The organism is Caulobacter sp. GW821-FHT10A10, assembly GCF_059415745.1.
In genome coordinates, this window is record NZ_JBWKNV010000006.1 from 65,825 (window position 1) to 80,205 (window position 14,381).

Annotated in this window: 14 protein-coding genes, 2 tRNA genes and 1 pseudogene; 10 read left to right on the forward strand and 7 right to left on the reverse strand. The window is 69.6% G+C overall.

All coding sequences use genetic code 11. From position 1 onward, the window contains the following. The first annotated feature begins 61 nt into the window (after nucleotides 1–61). A complete protein-coding gene (locus tag AC07NS_RS16785; protein ID WP_494605748.1) occupies nucleotides 62–643 on the forward strand; it encodes a DUF998 domain-containing protein in 582 nt (193 codons plus the stop codon). Between the two features lie 952 nt (nucleotides 644–1,595). Here the strand turns inward: AC07NS_RS16785 and tuf are convergent. From tuf to AC07NS_RS16800, 3 genes are all read right to left on the reverse strand, one after another. Continuing rightward, nucleotides 1,596–2,786, reverse strand: coding sequence for an elongation factor Tu (gene tuf / locus AC07NS_RS16790; RefSeq protein ID WP_101719590.1), 1,191 nt, complete (start codon nucleotides 2,784–2,786; stop codon nucleotides 1,596–1,598). A gap of 54 nt (nucleotides 2,787–2,840) precedes the next feature. Continuing rightward, a tRNA-Gly gene (locus AC07NS_RS16795) sits at nucleotides 2,841–2,914 on the reverse strand. Between the two features lie 94 nt (nucleotides 2,915–3,008). Further along, nucleotides 3,009–3,092, reverse strand: a tRNA-Tyr gene (locus AC07NS_RS16800). A gap of 173 nt (nucleotides 3,093–3,265) precedes the next feature. Here AC07NS_RS16800 and rlmB point away from each other — a divergent pair. The 5 genes from rlmB to AC07NS_RS16825 all read left to right on the forward strand — a co-directional run bounded on the left by rlmB (nucleotide 3,266) and on the right by AC07NS_RS16825 (nucleotide 7,623). Further along, on the forward strand, nucleotides 3,266–4,102 hold the full coding sequence (gene rlmB, locus AC07NS_RS16805; RefSeq protein ID WP_494605025.1) for a 23S rRNA (guanosine(2251)-2'-O)-methyltransferase RlmB: 837 nt from the start codon (nucleotides 3,266–3,268) through the stop codon (nucleotides 4,100–4,102). A 102-nt stretch (nucleotides 4,103–4,204) separates the two neighbouring features. Then, nucleotides 4,205–5,860 carry a stalk-specific protein StpX gene (gene stpX / locus AC07NS_RS16810; RefSeq protein WP_494605027.1) on the forward strand — a complete coding sequence of 552 codons (1,656 nt, stop codon included), beginning with the start codon at nucleotides 4,205–4,207 and terminating at the stop codon, nucleotides 5,858–5,860. A 112-nt stretch (nucleotides 5,861–5,972) separates the two neighbouring features. Then, the gene (locus tag AC07NS_RS16815) at nucleotides 5,973–6,704 is read left to right on the forward strand and encodes a TerC family protein (protein ID WP_494605029.1); all 732 of its coding nucleotides are present in this window, start codon (nucleotides 5,973–5,975) and stop codon (nucleotides 6,702–6,704) included. Between the two features lie 31 nt (nucleotides 6,705–6,735). Beyond that, nucleotides 6,736–7,119: a DUF423 domain-containing protein gene (locus tag AC07NS_RS16820; RefSeq protein WP_494605031.1), complete on the forward strand. Its 384-nt coding sequence runs from the start codon at nucleotides 6,736–6,738 to the stop codon at nucleotides 7,117–7,119. Between the two features lie 18 nt (nucleotides 7,120–7,137). Then, entirely contained in the window at nucleotides 7,138–7,623 is a 486-nt protein-coding gene (locus tag AC07NS_RS16825) for a protein-tyrosine phosphatase family protein (protein ID WP_494605033.1), read from the forward strand. A 76-nt stretch (nucleotides 7,624–7,699) separates the two neighbouring features. On the opposite strand, the gene AC07NS_RS16830 is transcribed toward AC07NS_RS16825, so the two are convergent. Then, nucleotides 7,700–8,920 carry a multidrug effflux MFS transporter gene (locus AC07NS_RS16830; protein WP_494605034.1) on the reverse strand — a complete coding sequence of 407 codons (1,221 nt, stop codon included), beginning with the start codon at nucleotides 8,918–8,920 and terminating at the stop codon, nucleotides 7,700–7,702. Nucleotides 8,921–9,027: 107 nt separating this feature from the next. Between AC07NS_RS16830 and AC07NS_RS16835 the strand changes: the two genes are divergently transcribed. From AC07NS_RS16835 to AC07NS_RS16850, 4 genes and pseudogenes are all read left to right on the forward strand, one after another. Then, nucleotides 9,028–10,002, forward strand: coding sequence for an alpha/beta fold hydrolase (locus AC07NS_RS16835; RefSeq protein ID WP_494605036.1), 975 nt, complete (start codon nucleotides 9,028–9,030; stop codon nucleotides 10,000–10,002). Nucleotides 10,003–10,012: 10 nt separating this feature from the next. Then, nucleotides 10,013–10,174: pseudogene (locus AC07NS_RS16840) on the forward strand (hypothetical protein); the annotation flags it as partial. Between the two features lie 97 nt (nucleotides 10,175–10,271). Beyond that, a complete protein-coding gene (locus AC07NS_RS16845; protein WP_494605038.1) occupies nucleotides 10,272–11,006 on the forward strand; it encodes a hypothetical protein in 735 nt (244 codons plus the stop codon). A 20-nt stretch (nucleotides 11,007–11,026) separates the two neighbouring features. After that, complete coding sequence (locus AC07NS_RS16850; protein WP_494605040.1) at nucleotides 11,027–13,321, forward strand: tol-pal system YbgF family protein; 2,295 nt, start codon at nucleotides 11,027–11,029, stop codon at nucleotides 13,319–13,321. 7 nt (nucleotides 13,322–13,328) lie between these two features. On the opposite strand, the gene AC07NS_RS16855 is transcribed toward AC07NS_RS16850, so the two are convergent. From AC07NS_RS16855 to AC07NS_RS16865, 3 genes are read right to left on the reverse strand one after another with little or no spacing between them, the layout of a single operon-like run. Continuing rightward, a complete protein-coding gene (locus tag AC07NS_RS16855) occupies nucleotides 13,329–13,763 on the reverse strand; it encodes a hypothetical protein (protein WP_494605041.1) in 435 nt (144 codons plus the stop codon). Beyond that, the gene (locus tag AC07NS_RS16860; RefSeq protein WP_494605043.1) at nucleotides 13,763–13,966 is read right to left on the reverse strand and encodes a hypothetical protein; all 204 of its coding nucleotides are present in this window, start codon (nucleotides 13,964–13,966) and stop codon (nucleotides 13,763–13,765) included. The genes AC07NS_RS16855 and AC07NS_RS16860 overlap by 1 nt, the downstream gene beginning before the upstream one ends. Before the next feature lie 10 nt (nucleotides 13,967–13,976). After that, the gene (locus AC07NS_RS16865) at nucleotides 13,977–14,291 is read right to left on the reverse strand and encodes an ArsR/SmtB family transcription factor (RefSeq protein WP_487291031.1); all 315 of its coding nucleotides are present in this window, start codon (nucleotides 14,289–14,291) and stop codon (nucleotides 13,977–13,979) included. Nucleotides 14,292–14,381 lie beyond the last annotated feature (90 nt).

Consider the following 14,381-nt stretch of genomic DNA (forward strand, 5'->3'; position numbering starts at 1 on the left):
AGGGAATCTGGTGGCCAGCACGGGCGCGCTCCTGAAGCTCGGCGTGATCACGCCCGTGGCGATGATCGCGGACGTGTGGCTGGCCCAGCGGCTGTTCCCCGGCTTCGACCCCGGCGCCCAGTTCATCAGCGAGCTGGGCGGCCCGGCCGCGCCGGCGCCCGTGGTGTTCAACCTCGGCATGATGCTGGCCGGAATCGCCGGCCTGTTCGCCGGGGCCGGCTTCGCCCACGCCCTGGAGAAGGCCGGCGGCCGCCGCCAGGTCTCGGCCTTCGCCGGGCTGTGGGTGGCGCTGACGGGCCTGGGGGCGTTCTTCGCCGGAGCCTTCCACTGGCCCGATCCGATGCACCGCACCTGCGGGGTGGGCCTGGCCATCCAGTTCGCGCCGCTGTTCACCGCCTGGGCCCTGTGGGGCAAGCCGGGCTATCGCCGCCTGGCGCACTTCTCGCTCGGCTGGTTCTTCGGCCTGCTGCTGGTGCTGGCCCTGCTGACCGGAGCCTGGAACATCCGCACGGGAACCGACGTCGGCCTCTGGCAGCGGGGACATGCGTTCCTGGGCCTCCTGTGGCTGGGTATCGCCGCCTGGACCCTGGAACGCGGCTGGCGCACCGCGCCGGCGACGGACCTGGAAGCGGCGGCGGCGTAGGCTTCCTTCTCCCCTTGCGGGAGAAGGTGGCGGCGAAGCCGTCGGATGAGGGGTTTCTCAGATGGGAGACGCTCCGCCCGGCCTTGCCGCCGCACGCAGCTTTGATTTTTGAGAGACCCCTCACCCGACCTCCTTCGGAGGCCACCCTCTCCCGCAAGGGGAGAGGGCACAGGGAGGCGATCTCCCGTGAAAGATCACGAAAGTTGACGGGGAGGCGCGGAGCGGCCGGGCGGAGCCCGGAGACCGTGATGTGTTTTAGCGTTTCGGCTTCGTCTGACCGCTCCGCCGCATCATTGGCTCGGAGGGGCCAGAGGCGCGGGTGTTGTTTCAACCCAAGGCCCAGCCTTTCCCCCGGACGGGCAGGATCAATAGCCCCGCGGTGATCCGGCGGCGGCCTCGGCTGATCCTGTTAGGTCGGTTTAGCGATCCCGGCCCTGTCGACCCGCTCGTTTCGTCACGGAACGGCTTGGCGGCCCAATCACGCCTTCTGAGCGATCCTGCAAACCCGCCCTTCCCATGACGCCCCAAGCGGCCCCGCTCGATGCGATCTCAGCCGCTAACTCGGGCCGGTACCAAGAGCCCTCCCCGTGGCTGGGATGGGGATGATTATGGGGGCGGTTTGAGCGGGTGGGGATAAGTTGGGCTTATAAAGTTGTAGGGCGTTGAGTTTGTGGGACTCTTTCTCGACTACGCCGTGTGAGCAGCGTGCGTATCTCCCGATCCTTCTCCCCTTGCGGGAGAAGGTGGCGGCGAAGCCGTCGGATGAGGGGTCTCTCAGATGGGAGACGCTTCACCCGGCCTGACCGCTGCACTCGGCTTCGAGTTCTGAGAGACCCCTCACCCGACCTCCTTCGGAGGCCACCCTCTCCCGCAGGGGGAGAGGGATAAAAGAAAAGGCCCCGGAGTTTCCTCCGGGGCCTTCGCTTTGTCAGCCGAAGCTAAGAAGCGTCGATTACTCGACGATCTTGGCGACGACGCCGGCGCCGACGGTGCGGCCGCCTTCACGGATGGCGAAGCGGAGCTTCTCTTCCATGGCGATCGGGGTGATCAGCTCGACGTCCAGCTCGGCGTTGTCGCCCGGCATGATCATTTCCACGCCTTCGCGCAGCTTGATGATCCCGGTCACGTCCGTGGTGCGGAAGTAGAACTGCGGGCGGTAGTTGGTGAAGAACGGGGTGTGACGGCCGCCTTCTTCCTTGGTGAGGATGTAGGCCTCGGCCACGAACTTGGTGTGCGGGGTGATCGAACCCGGCTTGCACAGCACTTGGCCGCGCTCGACGTCTTCGCGCTTGGTGCCGCGCAGCAGCACGCCCACGTTGTCGCCGGCCTGACCTTGGTCGAGCAGCTTGCGGAACATTTCGACGCCCGTGCAGGTCGTCTTCTGGACCGGACGGATGCCGACGATTTCGACTTCTTCACCGACCTTCACGATGCCGCGCTCGACGCGACCGGTGACCACGGTGCCGCGGCCCGAGATCGAGAACACGTCTTCGACCGGCATCAGGAAGGCCTGGTCGATCGGGCGTTCCGGCTGCGGGATGTAGGCGTCGACCGAAGCCATCAGCTCGAGGATCTTCTCTTCGCCGATGTTGGCGTCGCGGTTTTCCACGGCGGCCAGGGCCGAACCCTTGGTGATCGGAATGTCGTCGCCCGGGAACTGGTACGAGCTGAGCAGCTCGCGCACTTCCATTTCGACGAGCTCCAGCAGCTCTTCGTCGTCGACCATGTCGACCTTGTTCATGAACACGACCAGAGCCGGCACGCCGACCTGACGGGCCAGCAGGATGTGCTCGCGGGTCTGCGGCATCGGGCCGTCGGCGGCCGACACGACCAGGATCGCGCCGTCCATCTGGGCGGCGCCCGTGATCATGTTCTTCACGTAGTCGGCGTGGCCGGGGCAGTCGACGTGAGCGTAGTGACGGTTGGCCGTCTCATACTCGACGTGAGCCGTGTTGATCGTGATGCCGCGGGCCTTTTCTTCCGGCGCGGCGTCGATGTCGGCGTAGTTCTTGGCGGTCGCGCCGCCCGACTTCGCCAGCGTGATCGTGATCGCGGCCGTCAGCGTCGTCTTGCCATGGTCAACGTGACCGATGGTGCCGATGTTGCAGTGCGGCTTATTACGTTCGAACTTTTCCTTGGCCATCGTCTCTACCTTCGCGCCGGCGGCTGATTGTTACGGGTATCACTTCGGGGGAGCTGGAGCGGGTAGCGGGAATCGAACCCGCATCCTCAGCTTGGAAGGCTGCTGCACTACCATTGTGCTATACCCGCGTCGCCTAGCTAGTCTGGCAGCGGGGTCGCGATCGGCTCCCGTCTCTTGGCTCGGGGGCCTCGCCCACCTTCCGGTCGTTCAGTTCATCGCGCGTGGTGGGGGAAGAAGGACTCGAACCTTCGAAGCTTTCGCAGCGGATTTACAGTCCGCCCCCTTTGCCGCTCGGGACATTCCCCCACGGCGCGATGTGAACTCCGGAAGAGGCGGCCGTATCTTCGATCTTGGCGGCCGTGTCAAACGGCTGCTGTGGATCGAGGAACAAAAGCTCTTTGAGCAGGTTCGGACGGTGCTAAGCAGCGCCGGACCGGCTCGCGGAACCTCGTGGCCCCCAAATCGGAGCGCGTCTTATAGTGTCCTCTCATTCTGAACGCAACGACCGTGGAAGGCCAAAAGCGCCAGAACGTGAAAATCGCGGCAAGCCTCAGAAAAACAAGCACTTTTCCAAGCCTCACAGCGACGAGAAGGACTGGATCTGGGGGAATCACGCGGTCGAGGCGGCGCTTTCGAACCCCGCCAGGCCCGCGCCGAAGCGCCTTCTGGTCACCCCGGACCGCGCCAAGCGACTCGCGCCGAATCTCCAGCGCCACCCCGCCCTGCAGGTGATGGAAGCGCAGGATATCGCCCGCCAGCTGCCCCAGGGCGCCGTGCACCAGGGAATCGCCATGAAGGTGGACGAGCCCGAGCCGCTGTCGCTGGCCGAACTGGCCACCCCGGCCAAGGGCGTGATCGTCATGCTCGACCAGATCACCGATCCGCAGAACGTCGGCGCCATCTTCCGCTCGGCCGCCGCCTTCGGGGTGAAGGGCGCGGTGCTGCAGGACCGCCACGCCCCCGCCCTCTCCGGCGTGCTGGCCAAGACCGCCGTCGGCGCGGTGGACAAGGTGCCCTACGCGCGCGTGGTCAATCTTTCCCGGGCGCTGGAGGAATTGGCCGACCTGGGCTGGCGGGCCGTGGCCCTGGCCGGCGAGGCCGAGGAAAGCCTGGAGGCGGTGCTCGACGGCGGTCCGACCGTGCTGGTGCTCGGTTCGGAAGGCGAAGGCGTGCGGCGCCTGGTTGCCGAACATTGCGACGCGATGGGAAAAATCCCCATGCCTGGCGGCTTCGAGAGCCTGAACGTGTCCGCTGCTGCGGCGATCGCGCTCTATGAAACGTCCAGAGTTCGCGCCACGGGGGAAATCGGTTCGTAAAATACGATTAACCGTTTTGATTTCGTCGCAACGACGTGTTTTCCTCGCGGGCGATTGGCTTCGCGAGCCTTCAAGTACGACAGCTCGCGAGGGATCATAGGCATGGGATCGGGGGACCCGATGTTGCAGGTGAAGTTCCGGACGGCCGCTCTGGCCTCGTCCGCGGTGTTGGCGCTGGCCCTGACGGGCTGCGGCGCGCGGGAGCCGGCCGACACGCCGCCGACCGCCGCCAGCGAACCGGCGCCCGCGCCGGCGCAGAAGCCGGAGCTGCTGGGGGCGGCTCCGAGCGAAGCGCCGCCGTCGGAAGGCCTGCTGGGCGGTCCTGTCGCCCAGCCGCAGCCGGTGGTCGTCAGCAGCAACGATTCGCGCATCAAGACCTGGCGCCGCGCCGACGGCACCCTGGTCACGGCCATGCGCCCGATCGCCAATCCGCGCGGTTCGGGCAAGGTCGAGACGCGTCCGCACGCCAAGCCGAAGCCGCATCATGCGCGCACCACCACCGTGGCCGCCGCGCGTCCGGCGCCGGTGGCCGTGGCCAAGCCCGCTCCGAAGCCGGCCGTGGTCGCTGCGAAACCCACGCCGAAGCCGGCTCCGGTGGCCGCCAAGGCGCCGCCGCCGCCCGTGCAGGTCGCCAAGCCCGAGGTCCTGAAGCCCGCCACTCCGCCGGCCAAGCCGGCCGTAGTGGCCAAGGCTCCGGTGGTTCCGCCGGTCGCCGCTCCGGCGGCTCCGGCCGCCGTCAAGCTGCCGCCGAAGGTCGAGAAGCTGCAGGCCGCCGTCGCGCCCGCCGCCACCAGCGGCGCGGTGCTGGCCACGGCCGAAAGCCTGAAGACCGGCAAGGAAGGCCAGGTCACCCTGTCGCTGCCCGCGACCCTGGGCGACCTGATCAAGGAACAGGCCGCCAAGTTCGGCCTGGGCAAGCCGGCCAAGAAGGTCAGCGCCTACGCCGACCTGGAAGGCCAGGGCTATGAGATCACCCCGAACGGCCGCCAGACCGCGACCGTCAAGCCGGGCGAGCCGACCACCTTCGCCTGGCAGGTCAAGCCGACGCCGGACGCCAAGGGCCAGCTGACCACGCAGTTCGGCGCGTCGCTGGACGGCGGCAAGGCGCCCCAGCCCTTCTCGCTGGGCGCGATCACCAAGCAGGTGGCCGCGGTTCCGGAAAAGGTCGAGGCCGCCGCCAAGGGCTTCAAGCTGCCGGCCTTCCTGGACGAGCAGGTCGAGGTGCCGGGGATCGGCAAGGTGCCGGGCAAGTCGCTGCTGGGCGCTGGCCTGCTGCTGCTGGCCCTGATCATCATCGTCGCCATCTCGCGCAACGCCGCCAAGGCCAAGGCCCAGGCCGAACGCCGCCGCAAGTTCCGCACCCTGACCGACTACGGCCGCAACGAGGCCGAGTTCGACACGCCCAAGGCGCAGGACGTGGCCTATGTGAACCCGATGGTGGCCGCCGCCGGCGGCGCGATCGTCGGCGCGGCGGGCGCGACGATCTTCAACCACCACGAAGAGGCCAAGGCCGAAGCGGCCGCCGCCGAGCACGAGCCCTTCCCGGCTCCGGCCGACGACAGCCCGCAGGTGCAGCACGTCAGCGACGTCAGCCACGCCGAGCCGGTCGCTCACGCCGAGCACCATGACGACCACGGCCACGCCGAGGATCATCACGAGCCGGCCCACGTCGAGACCGACCACAAGGACGGCCATGGGGACGATCACCCGGCTCCGGCGGCGGATCACCACCACCGCGAACCGGAACCGGTTCACTAAGATCGAGGGCCCGTCCAGCAGGACGGGCCCTTTTTCGTTCGGATCCGCGCGATCCGCGCCGACGCCGGCCTCGGCGCTTGCCAGGGCGCGCGGCCTGCCCCATTGAGACCGCATGCTCGACGCGCTCTTCTCCTCCGCTAGCGGCCCGCTGACGGCCTTCCTGCAAGTCCTGATGATCGACCTGGTCCTGGCCGGCGACAACGCCGTGGCCGTGGGCCTGGCGGCGGGCGGCCTGCCGGTCAAGGACCGCAAGAAGGTCATCCTCTACGGCCTGGGCGCGGCCGTGGTGCTGCGCATCGGCTTTGCTCTGATCACCACCTGGCTGCTGGGCGTGGTGGGCCTGCTGCTGGCCGGCGGCTTCCTGCTGCTGTGGGTGTGCTGGAAGATGTGGCGCGAACTGCGCGAGCAGGCCGCCCAGGACGCCGCCGACGCGGCCGCCGTGCTCGATTCCGACCCGACCACCGAGCCCAAGGCCAAGCCGGCCAAGAGCTTCAAGAGCGCCTTCCTGCAGGTGCTGATCGCCGACGTGTCGATGTCGCTGGACAACGTGCTGGCCGTGGCCGGCGCGGCCCGCGAGCACCCGGGCATCCTGGTGTTCGGCCTGCTGCTGTCGATCGCCCTGATGGGCCTGGCCGCCAACGCCATCGCCAAGCTGCTGCACAAGCACCGCTGGATCGGCTTCATCGGCCTGGCGATCGTGCTCTACGTCGCCCTGCACATGGTCTGGGAAGGCCATCGCAGCGTCGTCATGGACCTGCACAAGACCGAGCAATACAACGCCGCCGCGCCGAACTTGATCGACATCAAACCCGACGAAGTCGCCAAGCACGACAAGCACCGCTAGAGCGGCGTTCGTAGCGCGCGAAGAGGACTTCATGGCCAAGATCTGGACGCCCAGGACCTATCTGCCGCTGGCCGCGCTGAGCGGCTTCGTCTCGGTGGCCGTCGGGGCCTTCGCCGCCCACGGCGTGCACGAGGCCCGGCCCGTCGAGCTCTTGAAGACCGGCGCGCTCTACGAGATGACCCACGCCCTGGCGGTGTTCGCCGCCTTCGCCGTGGCGCGGGCCAGCGGGCGCTCGGGGGGCCTGACCGCCGGCCTCTTCCTGTTCGGATCGCTGGTGTTCTCGGGCACGCTCTACGCCATGGCCTTCGGCGGACCGAGGATCCTGGGCGCGATCACCCCGATCGGCGGCGTGGCCTTCCTGGCCGGCTGGCTGGTGCTGGCCTGGACCGCGCGCAAGGTCGGCGACGAAGCTTAAACCCTTCCGGACGACGCTATGGTCTCCGACATCTACTGGATCGAGACGCCCCCCGGCCTGCAGCTGGCCACCATGGCCCGCCCGCGGGCCGGCGATTGGCTGGAAGACGAGATCGACCACTGGGCTCAGCAGGGCGTCGGCAGGGTCGTTAGCCTGCTGGAGCCGCACGAGGTGCATGAACTCGGGCTGGACGCGGAGGCCGCGCTGTGCGCCGCCCGGTCCATCGACTTCGTCTCCTATCCCATCGCCGATCGCGGGACGCCGGAGGACGCGCGCTCGGCCGCCCGGCTGGCGCGCCGGATCCTCGACGACGGGACGCCGACCGCCATCCATTGCCGGGCCGGCATCGGCCGCGCTTCGCTGATCGCCGGCGCGGTTCTGGTGACGGCCGGCATGGCGAGCGAGACGGCCTGGGCGGCGATCGCGAAGGCGCGCGGCCTGCCGGTGCCCGACACGGAGGTCCAGCGCCTGTGGCTGGCGAACCTGACGCCGGACGAGACCTGAGGCGCGTCGGAGCAGGCCGGGATTTGCCCGCCAGCGGTGAAACCTCTCATCCTCCCACCGCTGCGCGGCGGGTCTCTCAAAGAGAGGGGGATTTCTTCTTCGGGACCGCCAGCAGGAAGATCGCCAGGCCCGAACCGACGAGGCAGCAGAACATCACGGCGGCCGCTGGGCGCGGGGTCCCGTCGTGCAGCGCGCCGCCAGCCCAGGTGGCCAGCGACCCGGCCGCGAACGACACCCCGCCCATCAGGGCCGAGATCGAGCCGGCCCGGCGCGGATCGACGCTGAGCGCCCCGGCCATGGTGTTGCCCGACATCAGGCCGTAGGTCGACAGGGCCAGGAACAGCAGCGGCAGCACGGTCCATTCGCCGCCGAAACCGGTCCAGGCGAAGAAGGTCAGCACCAGGGCCAGGGTCATGGAGGCGACGCTGGCGCGCATCAGCACCTGGTCGGGCTTGAACCGGCGCAGCAGGAAGCGGTTGACCTGGCTGGCCCCGATGATGCCGACGGCGTTGAGGGCGAAGACGATGTTGAAGACCAGCGGCGAGTGGCCGTAGGTCCCCATGACCAGGTCCGGCGAGGTCGAGATGTAGGTGAACAGCACAGAGCCGTTCAGCGCCCCGGCCAAGCCGTAGCCCAGCAGGCGCTTCTCGCGCAGCAGCAGGCCGAAGGCGCGCAGGGGGTTCTCGGCGCGGGCCTGGGCGGCGGTCTCTTCCGAGCGCGACTCCTTGAGGCCCAGGGCCACCCAGACGCCGATCGCCAGGCCGAAGACGGCCATCACCCCGAACACCCAGCGCCAGCCGGCGATGGCGTCGATCGCCCCGCCCAGCTGCGGCGCCAGCACGGGGGCCAGGCCCATGATCAGGGTCATCAGCGACAGCACCCGCGCGGTCTCGGCGTGGTCGAAGCGGTCGCGCACCACCGCGCGGGCCACCACCGCCCCGGCGCAGCCGCCCAGGGCCTGGACGAAGCGGGCGCCCAGCAGCACCTCGATGTTGGGCGCCAGGGCGCAGGTCAGCGAGGCGACGGTGTAGATGATGATCCCCAGCAGGATCGGCGCGCGGCGGCCAAGGCGGTCGGAGGCCGGGCCGTAGACGAACTGGCCCAGCGCCATGCCCGCGAAGAAGGCCGCCAGGGTCAGCTGGGTCTGCTCGGCGCCGACGTGCAGGCTGCGCCCGATGGCCGGCAGGCTGGACAGGTACATGTCGATCGACATCGGCGCGAAGGCCGTCAGCGCCCCCAGCAGCAGGACGAGCCGCCAGGGCGTGGCGGGCGGGGAAGCGGGAGGAGCCGAAGTCATCCCGGCCTTCTACTCCCGTCTGCCGCTACGGAAAGCCCTTATCGGTCTTGCGAGGCCGGTTCGCCGCCCGCAATCTGACCGCAGATAACATAACAGGGGAGACGCTCATGGCCGCCCAATGGCCGCAGCCGCAATTCGCGCAGATCAACGGCGTGCGGATGGCCTATTACGAGGCCGGCCCGCGAACGGGCGTCCCCATCGTCTTCTCCCACGGCTTTCCGGAGCTGGCCTACAGCTGGCGCCATCAGGTCGCCGCCCTCGCCGAAGCCGGCCATTGGGTGATCGCCCCGGACCAGCGCGGCTACGGCCTGACCGACAAGCCCGCCGCCGTCACCGACTACGACATGGCCCACCTGACCGGCGACCTGGTCGGCCTGCTCGACCACCTGGGCGTGGAGAAGGCGATCTTCTGCGGCCACGACTGGGGCGGCATCATCGTCTGGGCCATGCCGCTGCTGCATCCCGACCGGGTGGCCGGGATCATCGGGCTGAACACCCCCTTCGTGCCGCGCCTGCCGATCGATCCCATCGAGATGTTCAAGGCCGCCTATGGCGAGGACATGTACATCGTCCACTTCCAGACGCCCGGCGCCGCCGACGCCCTGTTCGCCCAGGACGTGGACAAGACCATCCGCTTCTTCATGCGCCTGCCCGGCGACGGCGTGGTCGGCTTCTCGTCGCGCCCGGCCGAGCGGCGGTCGCTGGCCCTGCAGCTGGCCCTGGAGCATTTCGACCCGGCCGGCGACGACAAGCAGTTCCTGAGCGACGCCGAGCGGGCGGTCTATGTGGAGGCCTTCGAGAAGGGCGGCTTCACCGGGCCGATCAACTGGTACCGCAACTTCACCCGCAACTGGGAGCGGTCCGAGCCCCTGCCCCGCCGCATCGACGGCATCCCCTGCCTGATGATCATGGCCGAGCACGACGTCGTCCTGCCGCCGTCGCTCGCCGACCGGATGGGCGACCAGATCTCGGACCTGGAGAAGGTGCTGGTCGAGGGCAGCGGCCACTGGACCCAGCAGGAGAAGCCGGCCGAGGTGAACGCGGCGATCCTGGGGTGGCTGGAGCGGCGGTTTCCGGGTTAGGGGGACGCCACGCTTCTTCGGTCGTCATCCCGGCCGCAGCGAAGCGGAGAGCCGGGACCCAGGGGCGACCGCATTGCGCCGACGACCGCTTGGGGCGCTTGATCGAGCCGCTCAGCCCAGTCCCCTGGGTCCCGGGTCTGCGGTCCGCTACGCGGCCCTCCGCCCGGGATGACGATTGAGGGGCGGAGCGCGGGATGAGCAACCATCGCCGCCGCCCCCGCCTGTTGCTAGCCTGATCCCTTCCCCGGATTCGCCTGAAGGAACCGCCATTGCGCGCCGCCGTCGTCCTGGCCGCCTTGATCGCGCTGGTCGGCTGCGGGCCGTCGGGACGGCCCCCGTCGACGCTCGTCGTCTGGGCCTGGGAGCGGCCGGAGGACCTGCGCTTTCTGGGCGACCGGGCCGAGGTGGCGGTGCAGACCGGCTTCGTCGAGCTGTCGGGCGAGGGGGTAGAGTCGCGGGGACGGCGGTTTCCGCTGAAGGTCAGCCGGCCGCCGACCACCGCCCTGGTGCATGTGCAGATCGACCCTGACCGGCCGCTGGAATGGAGCCCCGCCCTGCGCGCGAGGACGGCGGCGGCGATCCTGCACTACGCCGCCGCGATCCCGGCGCGGCGGGTGCAGGTGGATTTCGAGGTGCGCGCCTCGCAGCGCCAGGTGCTGCTGGACGTGCTGGCCGACGTGCGGGCCGGACTGCCGCCGGGGACCCTGCTGTCGATGACCGCCCTGGCCTCGTGGTGCGACACCGAGACCTGGCTGGAGCAGGTCCCGGTGGACGAGATCGCACCCATGCTGTTCCGCATGACCGAGGGCGGCGAGCCGCTGCGCCGACGGCTCGCGAAAGGACGCGATTTTCGCAACCCAAAGTGTCGCCAAGCTCTGGCGGTCTCCACCGACACGCCTATAGTTCGAGCGCCTCCCGGACGCCGCGTCTATCTCTTCGCTCCTCACAGCTGGACCGAAGCCGACTTCGAGACGGCGCGACGACAGGTTGGGGGATGGCGGTGAAGCGGCGTGTGGGGGCGGTCTTGGCCGCCACGGTTCTCACTGGCGTTCTTGGGGGTGCTCTGGCGGGCGTTCTGGCCGGCCAGGCCCACGGCTCGGGCTATGACGAGGACGTTCCCTGGTATCTGGATCCGCGCGGCGGCGACGCCCGCGACCTCCAGCGGCTCTATGCCGGCCAGCAGGGCGTGGTCATGGCCCGCGCGCCCCGGCCGATGCTGTTCCTGAACTGGCGGCTGCTGCATGGGCTGAAGGTCGGCCCCCAGGCCGGCGCGGCGCTGTCGGACGACTGCTGCACCCCGGCCCCGACGTTCGACGGCGAAGACGGCGGCGTCTATGGCTGGACGCGGGCGCGCGAGATCGTGCCCGGCGTCAAGTCCGAGCTGCCGTTCGTCAGCGTCGAACGCGACATCGGCAACTACCAGACCCGGCAGAACTGCTTCCGCGAGGCCTTCGACACGGCCATCGTCACCCTGCGCGACCGGGCCAAGCGCTATGGCGCCTCGTCGCCGGCCGTGCGGGCCTGGCTGGACGGGCAGGATTCGGTGTTCGCCACCTGCGGCCAGGCCGGGGTCGAGATGCCGCCGATGCTGGCCGACCAGCCCGGCTGGCTGCGGGCCGACCGCGCCTACCAGTCGGCGGCCCTGGCCCTCTACAACGGCTTCCACACCGCCGCGGCCGAGCGCTTCGCCGACATCGCCCGCGATCCCAACTCGCCCTGGCGGCCGATGGGCCTCTATCTGAAGGTACGCGCGCTGCAACGCGAGGCCCTGGCCAGGCCCGGCCCCGCCAGCTTCGCCCGTTCGCGCGCGGCGATCGCCGAACTGGCGGCGGCGCCGGACGGAACCTTCGGCAAGGGCGAGACCCGGGGCATGCTGCGCGCCCTGGCCTATCGCGACCAGCCGGGCCAGACCCTGGCCGATCTCGACCGCGACCTGAACCGCGAGGCGCCCTATCCGCAGATCGCCGTCGACCTGCGCGACTATCTGAAGCTTGGCGCCAAGGCCTCGTCCCGGCCCGACGCGGTCGACTGGATCGAGACCCTGAAGGCGCTCAATCCCGACGGCCCGCTGGCCCACGCGCGCGAGCGCTGGAGCAAGACGCGCGACGTCGCCTGGCTGCTGGCGGCGCTGGCCCTGGTCTCGCCCGACGATCCCGCCGCCAAGGCGCTGGCCGCCGACGCCGAGAAGGTTCCGGCCGGTCCGGCCTGGCTGAGCGCGCAGTATCACCTGGTGCGGCTGACCATAGCGCAGGCCCCGCCGGCCGCGACCCGCGCCCGCCTCGACGCGATCCTGGCCCGCAAGGACCTTTCCGGCAACGACCGGGCCCTGTTCACCGCCGAGCGCCTGCAGGTCGCCTCCAGCCTCGCCGATTTCGCCCGCCACGCCACGCGCCAGCGCCTCTGCCTGGGCGACGCCGAGGCCTGCGCGCACGACGGCGCGGTCCCCTCGCGCGGCCAGGCCGACGGCTACTCGGCCGAGATGGTCGGCCCGCTGGCCTGGTCCGTCGGCTTCGGCGAGGACGCCCGCGCGATCATCGACCGCCTGCCGCTGGAGCAGCGGATCGCGCTGTCGCGCAACCCCGCCCTGCCCGCCCATCTGCGCCTGGACGTGGCCCTGACCAGCTTCGCGCGGGCGGTGCAGCTGCAGGACGACGCGGCGATCGACGCCCTGGCGCGGGACCTGGCCAAGACGTTGCCCCAGCTGAAGGCCGACTGGGCGCGGATCGCCGCCACCCCGCCGGGCGAGGCCAAGCGGTTCGCCGAGTTCTTCGTGCTGGCCAAGATCCCCGGCCTGCGGACCGACCTCATCGACTACATCCGCCCGACCGGCTCGGTCGCCAATTTCAGCGGCTCGTGGCCCCGCTGGATCATCCTGCCGCGCGGCCAGCGACCGGCGACGGCCGCGGCGCCGAAGCTGGTCAGCTACCAGTATACCGGCGTCATCTATGGCGATCAGGAAGACGAGCAGCGCTTCGGCGACCTGACCTGCCTTGGCCAGTGCGGCGCGGGCGCCTTCCCGCTACGGCTGCCGCAGTTCGCCGCCGCCGGCCAGCCGACGGCCCTGGCCGAGCGGCGGGCCTTCTTCTCCGACCACGACACGGGTGAACCGCCCAAGGGCTCGCTGAACGTCTGGGAAGACGTGCTGGCCTACGCCCGCGCCCATCCGGAGGATCCGCGCTCGCCCGAGGCGCTCTACTGGCTGATCCGCGTCACCCACTGGGGTCCCAACGAGAACGACATGAGCAGCCGCGCCTTCCGGCTGCTGCACGGTCGCTATCCGAAGTCGAACTGGGCCAGGCGGTCGCCCTATCACTATTGAGCCGCGCTCAGCGCCAGCGGTCGCCCGGGCCGGCGAAGAAGGTCGCGGCCAGATGCCGCCAGGGGATCACGATCGGGAAGACCACGACGAGCAGGCAGGCGAAGGCGGTGGCGGCGGTTCCTTCGTCCATCCCGCCGCTCGCCCACTTCGGCGCGGCGACGACGGCCAGCCAGATCGCCTTCCAGGCCATCTCGAACATCAGCAGAGGCAGCATGCGCAACGGATGGCGCAGACCCAGGACCGCCAGCAGCGACAGCGCCCCCAGCATGCACTGGACGACGCCCTCCATCAGCTCCCAGCCGGCGTGGCGCAGGATGATGCCCGGCCAGACCTGCAGGCCCAGGCCGACGATCAGCAGCAGATAGGCGCAGCGCAGGGCGTTGAGCCGCCAGGCGGGCAGGTCCGTCCCTCGGGTCGGGAGCGCGGGTGCGAGGGCGACCATCACTCGACGTCCTTGAGGATCTTCTCGATCGCGCTCAGGCGGACCTTGATCTCGTCCAGCCCGTCGAGCACCGCCTGCTGGGCGGCGCCGCCCTGTTGAGCGGCTTTCGCCTGGGCCACGCGGGACCAGTAGCGCAGGGCGAAGATGATCAGCACGGTCGCCAGCGGCAGGCAGATCGTCAGCAGATAGATGTGCGCTTGCATGCAAGCCCCCTTATTTTTCGGGTTTCTCGGACAGCGTCGCGGCGGCGGCCGCGACGGTCTCGGGCGTGAGTTCGAGGCGGAAGTCGACGACCTCGAAATAGTTCAGGGCCTTGCCGTCGGCCGACAGCTCCAGCTGGCTCCTGACCAGGCCCGCGTCTTCGAGCTTGTTAAGGTGCAGGTGCAGCAGCGGCCGGCTGATGCCGATCTCGCGCGCCAGGCGGCTGACATAGTTGCGCCCGCCGACCTTCAGCGCCGCGAGGATGCGGAGCCGATGGGGGTTGTCGAGCGCCGACAGGATCGCCGCCAGCTCGTCGCCCGAGATCATGCTGCAAGTCCGTATTTCATATGTCAGTTATTTCTGACATATGAAATGGAGTCAAGCGGGTTTGCCAACGGCGCCGCTCGGCACTAGCGT

What these genes read in the sequence shown, in the direction of transcription:
- tuf (WP_101719590.1), bottom strand. Translation starts at nt 2,786, where the DNA reads ATGGCCAAGGAAAAGTTCGAACGTAATAAGCCGCACTGCAACATCGGC.
- AC07NS_RS16865 (WP_487291031.1), bottom strand. Translation starts at nt 14,291, where the DNA reads ATGATCTCGGGCGACGAGCTGGCGGCGATCCTGTCGGCGCTCGACAAC.
- stpX (WP_494605027.1), top strand. Translation starts at nt 4,205, where the DNA reads ATGGGATCGGGGGACCCGATGTTGCAGGTGAAGTTCCGGACGGCCGCT.
- AC07NS_RS16855 (WP_494605041.1), bottom strand. Translation starts at nt 13,763, where the DNA reads ATGGTCGCCCTCGCACCCGCGCTCCCGACCCGAGGGACGGACCTGCCC.
- AC07NS_RS16825 (WP_494605033.1), top strand. Translation starts at nt 7,138, where the DNA reads ATGGTCTCCGACATCTACTGGATCGAGACGCCCCCCGGCCTGCAGCTG.
- AC07NS_RS16820 (WP_494605031.1), top strand. Translation starts at nt 6,736, where the DNA reads ATGGCCAAGATCTGGACGCCCAGGACCTATCTGCCGCTGGCCGCGCTG.
- AC07NS_RS16835 (WP_494605036.1), top strand. Translation starts at nt 9,028, where the DNA reads ATGGCCGCCCAATGGCCGCAGCCGCAATTCGCGCAGATCAACGGCGTG.
- AC07NS_RS16860 (WP_494605043.1), bottom strand. Translation starts at nt 13,966, where the DNA reads ATGCAAGCGCACATCTATCTGCTGACGATCTGCCTGCCGCTGGCGACC.
- AC07NS_RS16785 (WP_494605748.1), top strand. Translation starts at nt 62, where the DNA reads ATGATCGCGGACGTGTGGCTGGCCCAGCGGCTGTTCCCCGGCTTCGAC.
- AC07NS_RS16830 (WP_494605034.1), bottom strand. Translation starts at nt 8,920, where the DNA reads ATGACTTCGGCTCCTCCCGCTTCCCCGCCCGCCACGCCCTGGCGGCTC.
- AC07NS_RS16815 (WP_494605029.1), top strand. Translation starts at nt 5,973, where the DNA reads ATGCTCGACGCGCTCTTCTCCTCCGCTAGCGGCCCGCTGACGGCCTTC.